The following is a 20,843-nucleotide window of genomic DNA, read 5'->3' on the forward strand; positions in this document are numbered from 1 at the left end:
TCCGCAAGACGTCGATGGGCATGAGGAGATCACAGAGGCGAGATAGCGGGCAACCTTTGCGGGAACCGGTTCCGGCGACCGACTCCACCGGGTCGCGGAGATGTCGTACAAAAGGCTTGGGACCGCGTAGGGCCGGTCGATTCGCTCCTGTCTACCGGCCGGTGGTCAGAAGACCCCTTCCCGTCACGGGTTTGACCGTGGTTGCGGCGGAGATATCGTTCAGCCTCGCGATGACGGCCGGGGGCAGTTTAAATTCCGAGGCGCGTAGATTTCCGGTCAACTGGTCCACATGGCGCGGACCGATGACGACGGATGTCACCGATGAGTTCGTGAGGAGCCAGCTCAGTGCGACGGTCGCGGAATCGACGCCCAGTTCGCCGGCGATGGTCCGCAGCGCTTCCGCGATATCCAGGTTGACCGGGTCGAGGACGGCCTTCGCCCACGCGGCGGCCGCGCGTGACGACTCCTTCGTCCTCGACACCCGGGAGTCGGCATCGGGTGCTGTTCCGCGGCGGTACCGCCCGGCGAGCAGGCCTCCTCCGAGGGGCGACCAGGCCAGTGTGCCGAGGCCCAGGTCCCGGCAGACCGGAAGGATCTCCGCCTCGACGCTCCGCGCGACCAGCGAGTACTGGGCCTGGAGGGCGACGAACGGTGTCGACCGGGCACGATCGGCCGCCCACTGGGCCTGGACGATCTGTGCGGCCGTGAAGTTCGAGCAGCCGAGATAGCGTACCTTTCCCGCACGCACGAAGGATTCCAGGGTCGCCATGGTCTCGTCGACGGGTGTGTGGGCGTCCCAGACATGGCACTGGTAGAGATCCACATGGTCCGTGCCGAGCCGGCGGAGGCTCGCCTCCAGGGCCCTGGTCAGATGGCGGCGGGACAGGCCGCGCGCGTTGGGGTCGGTGCCGGCGCCGAGGCCGCCCTTTGTCGCGAGAAGTACGGAGTCGCGCCGGCCCTTCAGGACGTGGCCGAGGATCTTCTCCGACTCGCCCGCGGTGTAGATGTCCGCGGTGTCGATAAGATTTCCGCCGGCCTCCAGAAAACGTCCGACGATACGGCTCGCCTCCTCGGTGGTGCAGGCACCGGGACCCGACGATCCGAAATTCATCGTTCCCAGAGAAATCTGCGAGACGAAGAGCCCGGAGCGTCCGAGTCTGTTCAGCTTCACCATGTCTCCTCGCGGTGCTCTCACCGGCGGCTCGGTTTCCCGGATGTGGACCAACGGAGAGTGCGACAGGACCGTGGAGGTGTCAACTGGTCCAGACGCAGGCGCTTGTTTCTGGTATAGGGGATTCCGCGGGGAGGCGAAGAAGTGCACGGAGCGCCCCGCCGGGCCTGGGCGGGGGTGTTCAACTGCGGAGGACAAGCAGTTGAACACCCGCGACCGGCCAGGTCGGGCCAGACCGAGTACGTCCATGCGGTGTCCGCTCCGCTCACCATCCCCGAGCGGACGTCACGAACTGCCGGAATCACCTCTCCTGACGGCCCGTGAACAACTTCGACGGGTTGTCTTGCCCAGGAGCGGACCCTAATCTGAATCAGCGCTTGCCGCGCCCATACTCCCGCCGTAATTCCTTCACCAGGTACGGGCGAACACTTCTTCCGGAGTCGGAGACAACCCCTTGAGGGCCGTCCCGTAATTCCCGGCGGGTGCGCGACGGCCTCGTTCGACACGGCACGCCGATCCATCGGGGATCGCGGGGACAGCCTTGAGCGACACGGACGGAAGGGAAACCCATGCCCGAATACGATGTCATTGTTCGAGGCGGCACTGTTGTCGATGGGACCGGTGCTGAACCGTTTGCCGCGGATCTCGGTATCAGGGGAAGCCGCGTCGTGGCGGTCGGAAGCGGTCTCGGAACGTCGGCGTCGCGAGTGATCGACGCCGACGGCCGGCTCGTGACACCGGGGTTCTTCGATCCGCACACTCATATCGACGCGCAGATCGCCTGGGATCCGACCGCCACTCCGCTCGGCTGGCATGGCGTCACGTCCGCCGTCATGGGCAATTGCGGCATCACCTTCGCGCCCTGCCGTCCCGGAGGTGAGAGCAAGCTGGCCGACATGATGGAGGCGGTCGAGGAGGTGTCGGCCCGCATCATCCTGTCGGCGCTGCCCTGGGACTGGGAGGGCTACGACGAGTACCTCGAATCCGTCGACCGGATGCCGAAGGCCATCAATGTGGGCGGCATGGTCGGACATTCCGCTGTGCGGGCGTACGCCATGGGCATCGAGGAATCCCTGGATCCCGAGCGCGCTCCCACACGGGCCGAGCTGGACCTGATGAGGGAACTGGTCGACAACGCGCTCCGCGGAGGGGCCCTGGGTTTCTCGACGACGAGGACCTTGCGTCACACGCTGCCGGACGGCCGGCCGGTGCCGGGAAGCTTCGCCGGGAAGGAGGAACTGCTCCATCTGTGCGAGCCGCTGCGTGCCAGGTCACGCGGTGTCATCGAGGTGTCCGCCCGGCTGTGGGACAAGGAGGACTACGGGCAGTGGCGGTCCCGCTTCGAGCACGAGATGGGTCTGATGACCGCGTTGAGCCGGTCGACCGGGCGGACCGTCACATTCAGTCTCTTCAACCACAAGGACCGCGCGGAGATCTACCGCGCGATCCTCGACCGCACCGCCGACGAGGTGGCCACCGGCGCCTCGTTGCGGCCGCAGGTGGCCGCGAGGCGGGTGGGTGAACTCATCGGTCTCGGCCAGAACGTTCCGTTCGAAGGTGAGGCGTGGGACAGGCTCAGGGAACTCCGTTTCGACGAGAGGCTGGCCGCGCTGGAGAACGCCGATGTCCGGCAGAGGCTGATCGAGTCGACCCCCGGCGGCGACAGCACACCGACGGCCCGGGGGCTGTACTACCTCGGCAGCGATTCGGCGAACTACGAGTACGGCGTGCACGACAGCCTGGAAGCGCAGGCGAAGACCGCCGGCGAGACACCGGCTGAAACGTTCATCCGGTACTGCCGTGGCACCCGGGGACGCGCTGTCTGGGTACGCGAGTTCCTGAACCAGCTCGTCGACGGTATCGAGCGGAGCATCACCGACCCCAACTCGATTCTCGGCCTGGGCGACGCGGGCGCTCATGTCGGTGGTATCTGCGACTCCAGCCTGCCCAGCTATGTACTCAAGCACTGGGTCAGGGACCGGCGGGTGCTGTCCCTCGCGGAGGGCGTCAAGCGGCTGACGCGGGATCCCGCCACGCTCTTCGGCCAGGAGGACCGCGGTGTTCTCCGGGCCGGTTCGTACGCCGATGTCAACATCATCGATCTCGACGCCCTCGATCTGATCGTCCCGGAGTACAAGGACATTCTTCCCGGCGGGGACGGGATGTGGATCCAGAAGTCACGTGGATATGAGCTGACGCTGGTGAACGGCCGTGTGTTCATGGAAGCGGGAGAGTTCACCGGTGAAGTGGCGGGCCGCACTCTGCGGGCCTCCTGACCTGTCCGGGATACGCGGTCCATCCGGAAACCCTCGACTCGGAGAACTCCATGCCACGCGATGTAAGCGTTCTGCTTCTCTATCCGCCCAACCAGTCCCTCCGGGGCACCATGTGCAAGCCGAACGGATCGCTCGCCTATCCGAGCCTGGGCGGTGCGCTCAGGCGGCACGGTACCGAGGTGAGCGTCTACGACGCCTGTGTGGGAAACGATTCCGACGATCTCGACGAGGTCTTCTACAACTCGCCGACGGAACTGCCGAGCGGTCTGATGCGGACCGGAGTCGACGACCAGCGGATTCTCCAGGAGGTGGCGGGCCACGACATCATCGGGATCACATCCATCTTCACCGAGCAGGAGACCATGGTGCTCCGCACGGCCCGGCTCATCCGGGACGCGTTCCCGGAAAAGATACTGGTGTCCGGCGGAGTCAACGCGCGCTCCCGGCTGCCGCAGTTCTTCGGGGCCGGATTCGATGTCGTCTGCCTCTCGGAGGCGGAGGCCACCATCCTCCAGATCGTCGACCTCGCACGGGAATCGAAGCGGCCGGATCTGAGCTCGGTCGCCGGGATCGCGTACCGGGACGGTGATTCCTACCGCGTCAATCCCGCGGATCCGGGCGCCGTGCTGTGGCAGCTCGACGAACTTCCCATGCCCGCCTGGGACTTGCTTCCGAACGAACGTTACTGGTCGATCGGCCGGCCGCACGGCGGCGCCTTCGCCCCGGACGCGGAGATCCGGTACGCGTCCATGATGACGTCACTGGGGTGCCCGTTCCACTGCGCGTACTGCCATATCGCGGGCGAACAAGAAGGCAGTATCGCCGGACCGATCGGCAAGTACCGGATCAAGTCGGACGACCGTGTGCTGGAGGAACTCGAGATCCTCAAGGGCCTCGGTGTCAAACAGGTCTTCATCGAGGACGACTCGCTGCTCGGCAAGAAGAAGCGCTCGATACGCCTTCTCAGCAAGATCCGTGGAGCCGGCCTCGACATTCTCGATGTGAACGGCATCAACGTCGTTCATCTGCTCAAGCGCTGGCAGCCGGATCACGAGATCCTCGAAGCGCTGGTGGAGGCCGGCTTCACCGAGATCGTGCTGCCCTTCGAATCGGGCAACCTACGGGTGCTGAGGAAGTACGCGAGCAACAAGCTGAACATCGAAAGGAGCGACATAGCCGCGCTCATCAGGGCCTGCAAGAGCTACGGTCTCCGTATCACCGGGAATTACATGCTGGGTTATCCGGACGAGACCCTGGAAGAGATCGAGACGACCGTCGAGCTGGCACGCGCGCACATGGGACACGGACTTGACGCCGCCAATTTCTTTCTGGTGATGCCGCTGCCGGGAACCCCGTTGTTCGACATGGCGTGCGCCAATGGGAATCTGCCGGCGGATTTCAATCCTGACACGATGAACTGGACCCGCGCGAACATGGCCAAGACCCTGGTTCCCGCGCGGCAGCTCGAAGAGATCAGGGACAACGCGTGGGAAACGGTCAACTCCGCCGAGTTCCGTTCCTACAAGAAGACGATGGTGGTGGGAGCCACGAAGAAGTAGGCCGGTCCACGGAACATCCGCCATCCTCAGCCGCCGACGTGGGAAAGACCATGATGACAAGCGATCCGAACGAGAATCACGAGGAGCCGGGGCCGCGTATGCCCCGGGCGACGGGCAGCCGAAGGATCGGCTGGTCGGCGATCCCCGACGAGGTGGTGGCCGCGATCGAGCGGCTCCTGGGCGGCGAGGTGGTCGACGCGATCGGTCAGCCGGGCGGATTCTCCGAGGGGCTGGCGGCGCGTGTGCGCCTGGCGAACGGAGGGCGGGCGTTCGTCAAGGCGGCGAGTTCACTGACGGCGCCCGCGGCGGCGGACTTCCATCGCAGGGAGATCGAGATCGCGCGAAGGCTTCCCGGGGACCTGCCGGCGTCGCGGCTGCTGGACGCGTACGACGACGGCACCTGGGTCGCGCTGGTGTTCGAGGAAATCCCGGGGCGGCTCCCCGCGCAGCCATGGCGGCGCGATGAACTCGACAGGGTACTCACCGCTGTCACCGACCTTGTCCGGGCGCTCACCCCCTCGCCGGTGGACCCGGCCATCCTGGGTGCGCCACGGCTGGGAGGCTGGTCGGCGCTGATGGACGACGCCGTGAAGAACGACGACGTCCTCGGAAGGCTGGCCACGCTGTCGCCGTGGGCGGCCGGCCGTCTCGACGAACTCGCCGCCCTTGAGGAAACGGCTCCGCTCGCGCTGGCCGGCGAGACGCTCCTCCACGGCGACCTGTATCCGTTCAACATCATGCTCACCGAGGAACGCGTCTTCGTCGTCGACTGGCCGCACGCATGGGTCGGTGCCGCCCACTGCGATGTCGTCACACTGCTGTCGAGCGCGTCCATCGGCGGTACGGATCCGCAGCCGCTCGCCGAGACCCACCCGCTGACCCGGGATCTCGAACCCGCCCGGATCGACGCGCTGCTCGCGTCGCACGCCGGCTTCCTGCTCCGCAGGGCCGTGTCCGCGGGCCCGGAGGCCGACCGCAACCTCGTGGACATGATGGTCGCGCTGGGCCGCGCGTCCCTCGACTGGCTACGGGACCGGCGGTGAGGCGGCATGCGTGAGGTCGAGGTTCTGATCCTGGGCGCCGGACTCGCCGGCCTGGGCGCGGGCGTCGAGGCCCAGCGTCTGGGACGCGACAGCCTCATCCTGGAGGCGGCCCCGACCGCCGGGGGTCTCTGCCGCGGTATCACCATCGCCGGATGCATGTTCGACCGGTACGGGCCCAAGGTGATCGTCGAGCGGGAGAGTTCCCAGGAACTCGTCCAGTTGCTGGGGGCCGACGTGAGCCGCCACGAGCTGCACGAGGTCGTCCATCTCTCGGGTCTGGGTCTCATCGGGTTCCCCGTCCAGCGGCACCTGGTGGAGTTGCCGCCCGCCGACCGGGAGACCGTCCTGAAGGAGATATCGATCGCCAGGAGCGAGCCGGGAGAGGTGCGGAACTATCGCGAATGGCTGCTCAGTTCGTACGGCCCCTACCTCTGCGAGAAGGTTCTGTTCCCGTACGAGGAGAAGAAGTGGCAGATGCCTCTGTCGGACATGGACTACCGATGGGCGCTGGAGCGTCCGGTGGCCGTGGACCTCAAGGAGGTGCTCGAGGGCGCGGAGAGGAAACTGCCTCCCTCACGGACGTACTTCTACCCCCGCGAGGGAAACCTCTCAGGCCTTGTCGGGCTGCTGGCGGAGCGCGCCGGCCCGATCCGCCACTCTTCGCCGGTCACCGGGATCGACCCGGGCGGGAAGACCGTGTCCGCCGGTGGCGAGACATACCGGTACGAGCATCTGATCTCCTCCCTGCCGCTGGACAAGGCGGTGGGCATGACGGCCGGATTCGACACGGACCTCGCCGCGAGGACCAGGTCGCTGCTCAAGTGGCTGTCGGTGCGCGTCTACAACCTCGTGTTCGAGGGAACCACCCCACTGGTCGGGGACGCGGTCTACTTCCCCGAACCGTCGGTCGGTTTCCGCCGCGTGGCGGTCCTTCAGAACCTCTGCCCCGCCCTGCCCGCCCAGGGGCTGACCGCCGTCTCCGTCGAAGTGGCGATGGGCAGGGGCGAGCGGACCACGCCGGAGGAGGAGCTCGGCGAGGTGGTCGAGCAACTTCTGACGATCCCGCAGTTCAGCACGTTCGGGCCGCTGCTCGAAAGCGACTCGGTCGATATCGCCGAGGCCTATCCGCTCCAGCGCGACGGATTGCGTGAGCATGTCCCGCTCCTGACGCGGATGTACCAGCAGTGGGACATCTGGCACTGCGGACGGGCCGGCACCTTCAACTACTGCGACATGGATGTCGCGTACCAGCAGGGACGGCGCGCGGTTCGGCTCGCGGTCACCTGAAGGAGACGAATGGAATTCCTGAGTGTCGCCACGTGGGAGGACGCCCTCGCCGCCCGTGCCGCGCACCCCGGGGCGCTGCCCATCGCCGGGGGCACCGACGTCATGGCCGGACTGAACCACGACCTGGACCGGCCCTCCGCGCTGCTCGATCTGGCCCGTGTGCCGGAGCTTTCCCAATGGCACACGCACGAGGGGATCGTCCGGCTCGGCGCGTGCGTGACCTATGCCCGGATCGTGGCGGAACTCGGCGACCGGCTTCCCGGACTCGCCATGGCGTCACATACGGTCGGCTCGCCGCAGATCCGCCGCCGTGGCACCGTCGGCGGCAGCCTGGGCTCGGCGTCACCCGAGGGCGACGCGCACCCGCCCCTGCTGGCCGCCGGCGCGGTGGTCGAGGCGGCATCGGTCCGGGGAGTCCGCCGGATTCCGGCCGTCGACTTCTACCAGGAGGACCGGCGCGGCACGCTGGCCGCGGACGAGCTGATCGCCGCCGTGCTCGTCCCGGTCGCCACCGGCCCGCAGCGATTCTCGAAGATCGGCGGTCGCCAGGCCATGGCCGTGGCGGTCGCCTCCTTCGCCCTCTCGCTCGATCCGGCGCGCCGCCGTGCCGCGTCCGGGATCGGCTCGGTCGCGCCGGCACCCCGGCCCGCGGCCGTGGCGGACGAGTTCCTGACCGGTGAGCTGGAGGCCTCCGGCCTCTGGGACAGCCGCGCCGGGCTGGGCGAGTCGCTCATGTACCGGTACGGCGAACTGGTCGCGGAGGCCGCGTCGCCGAGCGACGACATACGCGCGACAGCCGAGTACCGGCGCCTGGCGCTGGCGGTGATGGCCCGGCGAACCCTCGCCCGGGCATGGTCGGAATACCAGGGAGGCCAGTGATGCGGGTGGGGCTGATCGTCAATGGCACACGGCGGGAGGTCGACGATGTCCCGGCCGACGAGAGTCTGCTTCGTCTGCTGCGGGAGCGGCTCCGGCTGACCGGGACGAAGACGGCCTGCGCGGACGGGCGCTGCGGCTCCTGCACGGTGTACGTGGACGGCCTGGCGGTTTGTGCCTGCCTCGTCGCGGCGGGACAGGCGCAGGGCCGCGAGGTCCGCACCGTGGAGGGCCTGGCCGACGGGGACCGGCTCGCGCCGATCCAGCGGGCGTTCATCGAGGCCGGGGCCGTCCAGTGCGGGTTCTGCACCCCCGGACTGCTGGTCCAGGCCGACGACCTGCTGCGGCGGATCCCGGATCCGACCGATGTCCAGATCCGGGAGTCGCTGACAGGGAACCTGTGCCGCTGCACCGGATACGAGAAGATCCTCGACGCGGTCCGGCTGGCCGCCTCGCGCCATAAGGAGTGAACGAGTGTCCCAGCCAAGCCCGCGGGATACCGGCCCCGCGACCGTGACCTCGATCGGCGGCGGCATCGGGCAGAGCGCGCGCCGGCTCGACGGCGTCCCCAAGGTCACCGGAGAGTTCCCCTACGCGTCCGACCTCCGGCTCGACGGGATGCTGTGGGGGGTCACCGTGCGCAGCCCGCACCCGTACGCCCGCATCCGGTCCGTCGACACCGCCGGCGCGCTCGCCACCCCGGGCGTGCACGCGGTACTCACTCACACCGACGTACCGGGAACGAATCTGACCGGTGTGGAACAGGCCGACCAGCCTGTGCTCGCCGTGGACGTGGTCCGTTACCAGGGAGAGGCGATCGCGCTCGTGGCGGCGGACGACGAGGGGACCGCCCGCCGCGCCGCCGCCCGCGTCGTCGTCGACTACGAGGTGCTGGAGCCGGTGACCGACGCGCGGGCCGCGCTCGCCTCCGATGCCCCGGCACTGCACGAGCGGGGCAATCTGGTGCGCCACCGCCGTCTTCGTATCGGTGACGCGGAGGCCACCGCCGAGGTCGTCGTCACCGGCGAGTACCGGACCGCGATGCAGGATCCGGCGTTCCTCGACCCGGAGGCGGGGCTGGCCGTCCCGGACGGGGAGGGCGGGGTCGACCTGTATGTGGCGACCCAGGGTCTGCACAGCGACCAGCGGCAGATCTGCGCGGCGCTCGGACTGCCACCGGAGCGGGTCCGGCTCACACTGGCCGGCGTCGGCGGCGCGTTCGGCGGACGCGAGGACCTGTCCCTGCACGTACACGTGTGCATGCTCGCGCTGCGCACCGGCCGGCCGGTGAAGATGGTCTACTCACGGGCCGAGTCGTTCGTCGGGCATCCGCACCGGCATCCGGCGGTGATGCGCTACGAGCACGGGTTCCGCCCCGACGGCACGCTCGTCTACGTACGGGGCGAGGTGGTGCTCGACGGCGGCGCGTACGCGTCCACCACCGCGGAGATCGTCGCGAACGTGGGCGCGATGGGCACCGGCCCGTACGTGGTCCCCAATGTCGCGATGGACTGCTACGGGGTGTACACGAACAACCTGCCGTGCGGCGCGATGCGCGGATTCGGCATGGTGCAGGTGACCTTCGCCTGCGAGTCGCAGATGGACAAGGCCGCCGCCGCGCTGGGCATGGACCCGGTGGAGCTGCGGATCCGCAATGCCATGCACGAGGGCGCGAAGGTGCCGACCGGGCAGTTGCTGGACAGCCCCGCGCCGGTGGCGGAACTGCTGCGCCGCGTACGGGAGGCGCCGATGCCACCGGGCCGTACCGAACCGTCCCACGCGTCCGGCGACGAGCCGGACACCACCGGACAGGACGGGGTGCGCCGCGGTGTCGGCTACGCGGTGGCGTACAAGAGCATCGCCTTCTCCGAGGGGTTCGACGACTACTCCACGGCCCGGGTCCGGCTGGAGATGACCGCGGGGGAGCCCACCGTCACCGTGCACACCGCCGCGGCCGAGGTCGGCCAGGGGGTGATGAACGTGGAGGCGCAGATCTGCCGTACCGAACTGGGTGTGGACCGTGTCGTCGTGCGTCCCCGGGACACCGCCATCGGCAGCGCCGGCCCCAGCTCGGCGTCACGGCAGACGTATGTGACCGGCGGCGCGGTCAAGGCCGCCTGCGAGAAGGTCCGCGACCAGGTTCTCGCGCTGGCCCGGCGGCGAACCGGCGAAGAGGCGCTGTACCTGGAGGAAGGCAAGATCACCTCCGACTCCGGGAATGTCCTGCTCGCCCTCGGTGACGTGCTCGGTGACGAGGCCGTCGAGGAGACCGTGACATGGCGGCACCGGCCGACGTATCCGATCGACCCGCGGACCGGGCAGGGCTTCGCCCATATGCAGTACGCGTTCGCGGCGCACCGTGCCGTGGTCGAGGTGGACACCGGACTCGGCCTGGTCAAGGTCGTCGAGCTGGCCTGTGCCCAGGACGTCGGGAAGGCGATCAACCCGCAGGCCGTGGAGGGACAGATCCACGGCGGCACCGTGCAGGGCCTCGGCCTCGCGCTGATGGAGGAGGTCCGCGCCGACGGTGGCAGGGTCGCGAACGCCTCGTTCACCGACTACCTGATCCCCACGATCGCCGATGTGCCGCCGATGCGGGTGGATGTGCTGGAGCTGGCCGATCCGCATGCGCCCTACGGTCTGCGCGGTGTGGGGGAGCCGCCCACCATCTCGTCCACTCCGGCGATCGTCGCGGCGATCCGGGCGGCGTGCGGGCGGGAGCTGCCCCGGGTCCCGGTCCGGCCGGAGGACATCGTGGGCCTTCCGCGGGTGCCGCGCGCCTCATCGACCAGCCCCACCGCCTGGAAGGACAACTGCCGATGAACAAACTCGACCTGGTACCCGTACCACGCGAAGTCCAGCGGCGCGCCGGAACGTTCGCGCTGAAGCACAGCACACGGATAGCCGCCGACGGACCGGCGGCGGACACGGCCCTGCTTCTGCAAGAGCTCCTCCGCCCGGGAACGGGTCTCCCGCTCCTCGTCGTTCCCGCGGCGGCCAGGGCCGAGGGGGACATCGTCCTGCTCCTCACACCGGATGACGCGGGCGAGCCCGAGGCGTACACACTGGACATCACCCCCGAGCGGGTGGAGATCCGCGCCCCGAGCACGGCCGGGCTCGGCTGGGGTGTCCAGACCCTGCGCCAGCTGCTGCCCGCCGAGTCCTTCCGGTCGACACCCGTGGCGCCCCCGCCGGTCGCGCTCGCGTGTGTCCGCGTCGAGGACGCGCCGAGATTCCCCTGGCGGGGACTCATGCTGGACGTGGCGCGGCACTTCATGCCGAAGGACTTCGTCCTGAGGCTGATCGATCTGGCCGCGCTGCACCGGCTGAACGTCTTCCATCTGCATCTGACGGACGATCAGGGATGGCGGCTGGAGGTTCCTTCCTGGCCCGGACTGACATCCGCCGGGGCGTGGCGCCGCGAGACACCGCTCGGCCCGGTCGACGCACCGACCGGTCACGACGGGACGCCGCACGGCGGCTTCTACACCCTGGCGGAGCTGCGGGAGATGGCGGCCTACGCGGCGAGGCGTCACATCACGCTCGTACCGGAGTTCGGCTTTCCCGGCCACACACAGGCCGCTCTGGGCGCCTATCCGGAACTCGGGCAGGCCGGGCCGGTCGAGGTGCGAACCCGGTGGGGGCACTCCCCCCATGTGCTGGCGCCCAACCCCGAGGCGCTCAGGTTCATTTCCGATGTCCTCGATGTCGTGGTCGACACCTTTCCCTCCCCCTATGTGCACATCGGCGGGGACGAGTGCCGGCGGGACGAGTGGCGTACGTCGGGCTACGCGAAGGCGCGGGCCGCGGAGCTCGGGCTCGCCTCGGTCGACGCCCTGCAGAGCTGGTTCCTCCGGTACGGCATCGACCGGCTGAGCGCGGCGGGCAGGCGCGCGGTGGGATGGGACCAGGTGCTGGAGGACGGCGGGGTACCCGAGTCGACGGTGGTGATGGCGTGGCGGGACTTCGCCGCGGACACTGCCTCGGAGGCCCTGGCCGCCGGGCACGATGTCATCCAGTGCCCGACCCGCACCACGTATCTGGACCACGCGCAGTCCGAACTGACCTCGGAACCGCCGTCGTTCTACGGCGTGGCCACCTTCGACGACGTGGCGGCCTATGACCCCGACCCCGCCCCCGACCCCGGCCCCGACTCCGGCCCCAACCCCGCCTCCGACTCCGACGGCGGGGCGGTGGAGCGCCGAGGACGGATCCTCGGCACCCAGGGACATCTGTGGACCGAGTACATGCGCAACCCGAGGGACGTCGAATACATGGCGTTCCCCCGGCTGGCCGCGATCGCCGAGGCGGCCTGGAGCGGCCGGGACCGTCGCCTCTCGTCCCCGCTGGCGGGGCGCATGGGCGGCTATCTGGAGAGACTTGACGCGATCGGGATCAACTACCGGCCGTGGGACGGGCCCCACCCGTGGCAGAGGAGCCGCTGACCGATGCCGCGTCGGACCGCCGTCAACCGTGCTGCGAGGGACCGTGCTTCAGGGGACCGTGCTGCGAGGGACCGGCTCCTTCGGTCGCGTGCCCGGTGTCCATCTGTACGAGGATCCGCTCCGCGGCCCAGGCGGGACCTCGTGCGCGGACACGCGCGGCCATCGCGCCGACACGCTCGCGGATCCCGCTTCCGAGGACGGACGTGACCGCGCGGGCGACATCGTCCGGCGTACAGCGGTTCGGGTCGAGCACCTGCCCGAGCCCGAGCAGTGACACATCGCGCGCGACGGCGAACTGGTCCGCCGCGAAGGGCAGAACGATCGCCGGCACGGAGGACACGACGGACTCCGTGAACGAATTGTTCCCTCCGTGGTGCACGACGACATCCATGCTCGGCAGCAGCGGCAGCTGGGGAAGGAAGTCGCACAGCAGCGTCCCGTCGTCCCCGATATCACTCAGCTCCTCCGCGCGGTCTCCCGCCGAGACGACGAACGCGGCGTCCGGGTACGCCTGTCTGATCCCCCGGTGGACGGCACGGATCACATCGGTGTGGACCCACTGGAACGTTCCGAAGGCGATCAGTACGCGGGGCCGTCCGGTGAGCCGGTCCAGATTCCGGATCCATTCGGACGGCAGTTCACCGCTTTTGGCAGTGCAGTGCCCGATGAAGAGGTCCCTGCCCTCCTGGCATGGATACGCCGTGCCGGACTCGGGATAGTTGAAGACTCGCGCGGATTCCGAGCTGAAGGAGAACGCGCTCTCGACCGGGGCCGAGGACGGGTTCACCGACCGGATGACGTCGTTGAACGAATCGGTGAACGCGCGGTCCACCTGTCGCGCGAGCCTCTTGAGGCCGACGAGTCCCTCTTCGTCGACGTAGATCTCCTCGGGCCACTGGTCGGGAACACCGAAGAAGGACCGGCTGTCCCGTGGCAGATCGGTCGGATGGCCGGCGACGAACGAGGCGAAAGGGACGCCGAGGCAATGGAGCGCCAGGGTGACGGGATAACTCAACTGATCGACCAGACACCAGTCGGGTCGTACGGTTTCGTACAGCGCCCGCACCGACTCCAGGACCCTGCCCGGATCCTGGAGCATGTCACCGCGCCGATTGTTTGCCTGACTGGTCAGGGACGCCACCGCCCCCCGGCGGGTCGCCTTCAGAAAGGAGAGCAGCCGGTCCCGGTCCTCGGTGGGCTGCTCGGTCGTGCTCCCCAGTCCGGTATTCCGGTTGGAGGCGCCTTCGAAGGGGTGGAAATCGACGGCCTGGTCATCCGCCAGGAATTTGAGTTCGTGAATGCACGCGAACGTTACCCGTGCCCCGAGACCGGCCATGGCGCCGGCGAGTGCCGCGAGCGGCTTGGCGTGTGAGTAGAACGGAGGGCTTATGACAAGGACATTCGGCATGGAGTTCCTTGAAATGTCGAGGGCGGTCGTCTTATCCGAAGTCGTCCGGCCGTTCCAGGGCCGCTCGCATCGCGTCCGCGGCCACGACCGCGCAGCGCACCATCAGTTCGTTCTCCGGGTCGCTCGCGGCACCCACCACGAACAGCGCCGCCGAACGCGCCCGCCGGACGGCCGACACGGCGAAGAGGCTCGCCGCCTCGGCCTCGGTGGCCACCACTCCCAGCTCCTCCAGCAGCTTGTACCGCTCGGCCCAGTCCCTGCCGAAGACACGTCGCGAGGGATCCGCCGAGTAGTAGGAGTCCTTGCAGTGGGTCAGCCCGAGTGTGTAATCGAGCTGGTGGCCGTGGAGCGAGCGGCAGAGACCGAGGACCAGCCGGGTGTCCGGGACGGCGGGTACCTCGATCGGCAGATAGCTCGCGCTGGCCCCGTCGTCGCGTACGGAACCGGTGGAGATCACGACGGTGTCCTTGGCGACGTCCGGCTGAAGCGTGCCGCACGAGCCGACCCGTACGATCGCGCGGACACCGCTGTCGATGAGTTCCTCCACGAGGATCGCGGTACTGAAGCCGCCTTGGCCGTGACAGGCGATCAGAAGGGGTCCGTCATCGCTCTCGACCTCGGTCACCACCAGCTCGCGACGCTGCCACGAGCGCGAAGCCTTGCCCAACGCGTCGGCGAACACGGGAATACGGTCCGCGTCCCCGGTCACGATGGCGGCTCGCGCCGGACTGTCTATCTCCGGAAGCACGCGATGAAGCCTCATATCGTTTCCCCTTGCCTTTCGTTCGGTCCTGAACATTTCGATGCGGCAGTCGTGGAAATCCGAGCCATGAATGCCTGAACGGCGAGCGAGCAGTGAAGGAACGAGTGCGGGTCGGTGAATGCTAGGCATCGCGACGTTGCCGTGTCCAGCCCTTCCGGGAGAGGCACGAATCGTCGGTGCGGCCTAATGGCGAACGGTGACGCCGATTGTCCGGTGACACCGGCGGTATCGCCTACTAGGGTCTTGCGAACGTATCGCGAATCACGTCCGTCCTGAGATCGTGAGGGATCGTTGAACTACTTCGCCGAACTTGGAGAACTGCTGAACGCCGAGTACCGCGCCGAGGCCGGCGGTACCCGTCACATCGTCGGCACGGCCCCCGACCCACGGGACGCGGATGCCGGAGATCTCGCGTATCTCCGCGCGCTCCAGCGAACCCGGAAAACGGCACCCGTCGATGAACTGCTGAATTATGTGGGGCGTTCCGCGCGCATGGACCTGCTGGTGACCATGGCTCTGGCGCAGCACGGGGACGCGCTCGCGCCACAGTTGCGGGCAGCGCTGCGCCCTCGGATGACCGAGGCGGGACCGGCGAGCGATCTGACGGCCGCCCTGCTGAACCTCGCGACCGACTGCGATGTGACACCTTTTCCGCTGCCGGCGGTCGTGTCACTGGTCAGGAAGGACGGGAACGGGGCGGTCACCAAGGCGGCTCTGAGACACCTTCTGCTCTTCCCCCAAGGCGTCCACGACACGCTGTTCCTCGGCCTGCCCGAGTCGCTGATCGACTTCGAGGACATCCTGACCTGGATGATCGCCGCCCACGCTCGCGGTCATGACAGGGAGACGATAGAACGGCACCTACCCGAAGACCGGCGGGAGATCGTCCGGTTGCTTCCCGAGGCGGTCCGGCGGCACGGACCGGGCGCCACCGTGATGCAGCAGTTCGCGATGTGGGGCCCGCTGGACCGGCCGGGAGAAGGCGACAGCGGCGGGCTGGCCGTGTTCCTGTCGTCGCTCGGTGACGCCCTTGCCCAGCAGGACGGTGTCGGGCGGGTGGTGACGGTGGTTCAGATCGGCAGCGGCGATCTCGCGCGTGCGCGGGGATGGACCAGGGACCTGGGCAGCGGCCATATGGTCCTGGGCATCCCCGTCGCTCCCGAGGGCGCGGCGACCGCCCACGCCGACGAGCCGTTGAGCGAGATCGGCTGGTGGTTGCGTACGCTGCTGCCGGCACTGGGGCTCGTGCCCGACGTGGCACACCTCCGCTTCGGCTCCGATGTGACACTGACCGTGGCCCGGACGGTCAGGAAGCTGGGCTCCCGGACCGTTTTCGGGATCGCCCCCGATCCGCACCGGATGATCCTGGACTCCCACCACACCGACACCGGCGGCTTCGACCGGGACGGATTCGGCGAGGACCTGCACAGGATGTTCGCGGCCGATGTTCTCAGCGGCTGGGCGGACAGCGCGGTCGCCCTCCCCAACGCCTGGCAGCGGCAGGAGACGACGCGGTTCTTCCCCCAGGTCGTCAGCCGGCTGAAGACCGTGGAGGCCATACCGGAAGGCATCACCCCATGGCGGGAACAGAAGGACGATGACGCCGACGGACGCCGGCTGATCGGCGCACTCTTCGAGCGGAACGGCTTCTCGGGCCTCTCCGAGGACAGCGGGGGGCTGCCTGTGCTGCTGAACGTCGGCCGCTGGAACCCTCTGAAACAGCAGGACACGCTGGTCGACGCGTGGATACGGAGCGGGCTCTGCGAGTCGAGCGCGCTCGTCCTGGTGGGCGGGAGCCTCGAACACCCCACCGCTGTCGAGAGTGTGATGCGTGAACGCGTCGCCGAGCTGCTCCGCGCGACGCCTGCCGCGCACGGACGGTTCGTCTGGCTGCCGCGGCTGCCGAACCGTGATGTGCGGCTGCTCGAACGCGCTCTGGTCAGCCATCTCCCCGCTTCCGGGCCGCATGTCTATCTGTGCGGCAGTGCCAAGGAGGAGTTCGGCATCTCCGTCCTCGAAGCCATGGAGGCGGGCCTGCTGGCCGTCGCGCCGCGCCGAGGAGGCGCCAGTCACTACATCCAGCCGGGTGTCACCGGCTTCCTGGCGGACACATCGTCCCTGTGGGGGCTCACCGCCGACATGTCACTGATCCTGGGCGGCGGTCAGCCGGCCGACCGGCTGCGGTCGATCGCCGAGGCGGGAAAGCGGGTGGTGAGCGAGGAGTTCGTCATCTCCCACTCGGCGCGCAGGTTCGCGCGGCACTACCTGCGGCTGGTGAACCGGTGAGACGGCCCTCCTCCTCCCCCCCCGCGTCGCTCCGGAACCGGCACCCGGGGGCGCGGGGGTGACCGGGAACTGTCCCTGTTTCCGGCGCGGTTACGTCATGGCCCGCGAACCCGTACCGCTGGACCGGACGATCGTCTCGTACAGTTCGAGGTACTGACGGGCCATGTACTCGGGACTGAATCGCCGCCGGGCCCACCGGGAGCATTCCCGCCGGTCCAGATCGCCGAGCCGCCCGACGTGCAGCACCATCTCCTCCACGGAGGTGGAAATGAGACCCGTGACCTCGTGCCGCACCAGTTCGGGAAGGGCTCCCCGGTCGAAACAGAGGACCGGGGTCCCCATCGCCTGTGCTTCCACCGCGACAAGGCCGAAGGGTTCCTCCCACGCGATCGGCATCAGTACGCCGAGGGCCTTTCGGTAAAGTTCCTCCTTGTCCGGTCCCGCCACTGGTCCCACATAGGTGACCTCCTTGCCGTCCACATGCGGCTCGACGGTCTTCTCGAAATACTCCCGGTCCCTCTCGGGCACCGGCCCGGCGATCACGAGGGGAATCCTCGAGGCGCGGGCGACCTCGATCGCGGTGTGGACGCCCTTGACGGCGGCCATCCGGCCTATGAACAGGAGGAAGTCACCTCCCTCGTCGACTCTGGGTGACGCCTCTATCATGTCGTCCGGAATGGCGTTGTGGATGACTCCTCGCACATTGAGCGCGTGCGCCATGCGGCGCTGGTTCTCGCTGATGGCCACATAGTCGGTGTCGGGGAAGGACTTCGTGATCGCGTCGATCCTTCCCTTCTGGTCGGCGAAGTTGTGCAGAGTGGTGACCGCCGGGCTTCTGGAGAGATGCATCAGGGACGTGCCGAGCGCGGTGTGGTTGTGCACGATGTCGAAGTCCTCGCTGATGGCCAGCGCCTTCGCCGTCTGCACGACCTCGTCGGCCCAGTGCCAACCGGAAGTGACATCGGGGTAGAACCACTCCAGCGCTCCGCTCGGTCTGCTCGTACCGACACTGAAGGTGGTCACCCGGTGTCCCAGCCTCACCTGGGCGCTTTCCAGTGTGGAGACCACTCTCTCGCTGCCGCCGTAGTCCCTGGGGGGAATGGTGACAAACGGCCCGGCGATATGAAGGATTCGCATCTTGTCCTCCGGGTGGGGATTTCGGTCTCACCTGGGTGCTGAGCACAGCACCGATGAGTGCGGCACCGAGCCGCGATCACGCTGCGCGCGTCCTTCCGGTCACGTCATCGCTCCGATGCGCCGGACCGGTACGCCCGGCCCGTTCTGTCCGTTCTGCCCGTCGTGGTGGATCGGGGTACGGGTGTCCGTCAGCGGGGCCCCGCTCCCGCCCCTTCTGCGGGCGACGATCTCCGAGGCGATCGACAGGGCCGTCTCCTCCGGCGAGCAGGCCCCCAGATCGAGCCCTATGGGCGAGCGCAGCCGTGCCAGTTCGGACGGTGTGACCCCGGCCTCCCGCAGCCGTCGGCCGCGGTCCTCGTGCGTACGGCGGGAGCCCATCGCGCCGATGTACGCGACGGGCAGCCGCAGCGCCAGACGCAGCAGCGGCACATCGAACTTGGCGTCGTGTGTCAGGACGCACAGCACCGTACGCGCGTCGATCTCCGTCGCCACCGACTCCAGATACCGGTGCGGCCACGCGACGACGACGTCGTCCGCGTCCGGAAAGCGGCCGACGGTGGTGAAGACGGGCCGGGCGTCGCACACCGTCACGTGGTAACCGAGGAACTTTCCGATCCGTACCAGCGCGGCGGCGAAGTCGACGGCGCCGAACACGATCATCCGGGGCGCGGGAAGAGAGGACTCGACCAGCAGGGTCAGGGGGCGGTCGCCGCACGCGCCGCCGGCCTCGACCGGAACGGTTCCCGTCCGGCCCGCGTCCAGCATGACCAGCGCTTCGGCCGCCGCGGCGCGATCCAGTGCCGGACGTCCGCCGAGCCCGCCCTCGTACGAACCGTCGGACCGTACGACCAGGGCGTGGCCCGTCAGGCGGTCCGGCCCGTCGACCAGGCGGGCCAGCGCCGTCGCGTCACCGGCCGCCGTGGCGGCGAGACCGGCGGCGAGGATGCCCCGCCAAGGCGCGTCCCGGCCGACCGGGGTGACAAGGATGTCGATGACTCCGCCACAGGTCAGACCGATCGAGAAGGCGCTCTCATCGCTGTATCCGAAGCGCTCGAAGACCGGTTCGCCGCTCTCCAGGGCCTCCCGGCACAGCTCGTACACCGCGCCCTCCACACAGCCGCCGGACACGGATCCGATCACCGTGCCCTCGCTGTTCACCGCGAGCGCCGCACCCGGCCGACGGGGCGCGCTGCCGCTGACGGCGACCACGGTGGCCACGGCGAAGTCGTGACCACTTCCGATCCACCGGTTCAGCTCCTCGGCAATGTCCAGCATGTGATCCTCCTACCGGATGGGCGACGTACGGGATGTCATGCCGGTGCGTCAGTGATCGCGCACCTTCTCTTCCCCCGCGTTCTGTCCCGCCGTGTTCTGTTCCGTCACGGGCACCCGGGCGGTCTTCCCGGCCCGGCCCGGCTGTCCGTACCCGGGGAACCCCCTGACCGCGAGGACCCCCAGGGGTGCCACCACGAAGGCCAGGGCTCCTATCACCCCGATCGCCTCGATTCCGATGAGATGCACCGCGGGTACCGCGAGGGCCATGCCCACCGGTTCGAGGGCGCCGGTGATCCACTCGTCCACGGAGTTGACCCGGCCGCGCATACTGCTGGGAAATTCCCGGCTGAGAGCCGCGTACCACCAGACGCCGTGAAAACTGATGCCGATTCCGGAAAGGAACACGGCGGTCACGAAGACCGGCAGCGAGGTGGAGAATCCGATGCACAACTCCACCGCGACATAGCTGAGGAAGCCGAGGTTGGCGACGAGACCGGGTCGGCGAGGTCTCCAGCGAGCGGCGACAAGTGTTCCCACGAGCGCCGCCGCACCGGATGTCGACAGCAGGATCCCCAGTCCTCCGGAGCCGTATCTCTCATCGGCGACAATCCTGATGAGAACAATGCTCGGGGCGAAACCGAAAAGGATCTGGGCGGCCGCCTGAGCCATCCCGAAGGAGACCCAGGGCACCCGGGAGATCGCCCGCAGGGACTCCCTGAAACTTCCCGAGCGAGCGTCCTGCGGGCGGACCGGGGCGGATGACGGTGAAAGCGACGGGAGTACCGTCATCGCCAGGACGAATCCCATCGCGTCCGCCACGATCGCGACCCGCGGGTCCAGTTGAGTGACGGCGATACCTCCCACGGCCGGTCCGATGAGGGCGAACAGACCGTCCGTGGCGCTGAGCCGGCCCCGTGCTCTCTCCAGACCGTCCAACGGCACCAGATCGGGCAGCAGGGCGCGGATCGCCGGTGAGAAGAGCGCGTACCCGGCCCCTTGCAGAATGGCGCAGAGCAGAATGGCGCCCATGCCCCGGTCCGGAATCAGCACGATGGCCGACGCTCCCAGCGCGGAGAGCCCGTAGCCCGTACGTATGACACCCACCCGGGACTTCTTGTCCGCCAGCACCCCGCCGTAGGGCAGCAGTACCAGCCGGGCGAACGCGACCGCGGCCATGAAGGAGCCGACCGCCCAGGGGCCGAAGTCGTCGAAGAGGTAGACGGAGAAGGCGACCAGGGAGATTCCCGTACCCGCCGTCGCTATGGCGAAAGATATCCATAGACGCCGGAAGTCCTTACCCGTCACGGTGGGTTCGGA

15 protein-coding genes are annotated in these 20,843 nt (G+C 68.5%); 9 read left to right on the top strand and 6 right to left on the bottom strand.

All coding sequences use genetic code 11. The annotated features are described in order from the left end of the window. Positions 1-151 precede the first annotated feature (151 nt). Positions 152-1,174 (bottom strand): aldo/keto reductase, encoded by a 1,023-nt coding sequence (locus ACWGDX_RS18200; protein ID WP_453626702.1) that lies wholly within the window; start codon positions 1,172-1,174, stop codon positions 152-154. Between the two features lie 665 nt (positions 1,175-1,839). Between ACWGDX_RS18200 and ACWGDX_RS18205 the strand changes: the two genes are divergently transcribed. The 8 genes from ACWGDX_RS18205 (at position 1,840) to ACWGDX_RS18240 (ending at position 12,657) form a co-directional block, all read left to right on the top strand. Then, positions 1,840-3,447, top strand: coding sequence for an N-acyl-D-amino-acid deacylase family protein (locus ACWGDX_RS18205; RefSeq protein WP_453626704.1), 1,608 nt, complete (start codon positions 1,840-1,842; stop codon positions 3,445-3,447). Positions 3,448-3,497: 50 nt separating this feature from the next. After that, the gene (locus ACWGDX_RS18210) at positions 3,498-5,006 is read left to right on the top strand and encodes a B12-binding domain-containing radical SAM protein (RefSeq protein ID WP_382863697.1); all 1,509 of its coding nucleotides are present in this window, start codon (positions 3,498-3,500) and stop codon (positions 5,004-5,006) included. Between the two features lie 98 nt (positions 5,007-5,104). Next, positions 5,105-6,049: an aminoglycoside phosphotransferase family protein gene (locus ACWGDX_RS18215; RefSeq protein ID WP_453626706.1), complete on the top strand. Its 945-nt coding sequence runs from the start codon at positions 5,105-5,107 to the stop codon at positions 6,047-6,049. A gap of 6 nt (positions 6,050-6,055) precedes the next feature. Further along, on the top strand, positions 6,056-7,336 hold the full coding sequence (locus tag ACWGDX_RS18220; protein WP_453626707.1) for a protoporphyrinogen/coproporphyrinogen oxidase: 1,281 nt from the start codon (positions 6,056-6,058) through the stop codon (positions 7,334-7,336). Between the two features lie 9 nt (positions 7,337-7,345). Beyond that, positions 7,346-8,215, top strand: coding sequence for an FAD binding domain-containing protein (locus ACWGDX_RS18225; RefSeq protein ID WP_453626709.1), 870 nt, complete (start codon positions 7,346-7,348; stop codon positions 8,213-8,215). After that, entirely contained in the window at positions 8,215-8,682 is a 468-nt protein-coding gene (locus ACWGDX_RS18230) for a (2Fe-2S)-binding protein (RefSeq protein ID WP_382863709.1), read from the top strand. Before ACWGDX_RS18225 ends, ACWGDX_RS18230 begins: the two co-directional genes overlap by 1 nt. Positions 8,683-8,686: 4 nt before the next feature. Further along, complete coding sequence (pucD, locus tag ACWGDX_RS18235) at positions 8,687-11,035, top strand: xanthine dehydrogenase subunit D (RefSeq protein ID WP_453626711.1); 2,349 nt, start codon at positions 8,687-8,689, stop codon at positions 11,033-11,035. Then, positions 11,032-12,657 (top strand): beta-N-acetylhexosaminidase, encoded by a 1,626-nt coding sequence (locus tag ACWGDX_RS18240; protein ID WP_453626713.1) that lies wholly within the window; start codon positions 11,032-11,034, stop codon positions 12,655-12,657. Before pucD ends, ACWGDX_RS18240 begins: the two co-directional genes overlap by 4 nt. A gap of 22 nt (positions 12,658-12,679) precedes the next feature. Here ACWGDX_RS18240 and ACWGDX_RS18245 read toward each other — a convergent pair whose 3' ends face one another. After that, positions 12,680-14,065 carry a nucleotide disphospho-sugar-binding domain-containing protein gene (locus tag ACWGDX_RS18245; protein ID WP_453626715.1) on the bottom strand — a complete coding sequence of 462 codons (1,386 nt, stop codon included), beginning with the start codon at positions 14,063-14,065 and terminating at the stop codon, positions 12,680-12,682. 31 nt (positions 14,066-14,096) lie between these two features. Beyond that, a complete protein-coding gene (locus ACWGDX_RS18250) occupies positions 14,097-14,828 on the bottom strand; it encodes a phosphorylase family protein (protein WP_382863721.1) in 732 nt (243 codons plus the stop codon). A gap of 291 nt (positions 14,829-15,119) precedes the next feature. Here ACWGDX_RS18250 and ACWGDX_RS18255 point away from each other — a divergent pair, with 291 nt between their 5' ends. Beyond that, positions 15,120-17,114, top strand: coding sequence for a glycosyltransferase (locus tag ACWGDX_RS18255; RefSeq protein WP_453626717.1), 1,995 nt, complete (start codon positions 15,120-15,122; stop codon positions 17,112-17,114). Positions 17,115-17,204: 90 nt separating this feature from the next. Here the strand turns inward: ACWGDX_RS18255 and ACWGDX_RS18260 are convergent, their stop codons facing one another. From ACWGDX_RS18260 to ACWGDX_RS18270, 3 genes are all read right to left on the bottom strand, one after another. Continuing rightward, entirely contained in the window at positions 17,205-18,251 is a 1,047-nt protein-coding gene (locus ACWGDX_RS18260; protein ID WP_453626719.1) for a glycosyltransferase family 4 protein, read from the bottom strand. Positions 18,252-18,350: 99 nt separating this feature from the next. After that, positions 18,351-19,526, bottom strand: a complete 1,176-nt coding sequence (locus tag ACWGDX_RS18265; protein ID WP_453626721.1) for an XdhC family protein — start codon at positions 19,524-19,526, stop codon at positions 18,351-18,353. A 48-nt stretch (positions 19,527-19,574) separates the two neighbouring features. Then, a complete protein-coding gene (locus tag ACWGDX_RS18270) occupies positions 19,575-20,831 on the bottom strand; it encodes an MFS transporter (protein WP_453626723.1) in 1,257 nt (418 codons plus the stop codon). Positions 20,832-20,843 lie beyond the last annotated feature (12 nt).

Source organism: Streptomyces sp. NPDC055025 (genome assembly GCF_053608565.1).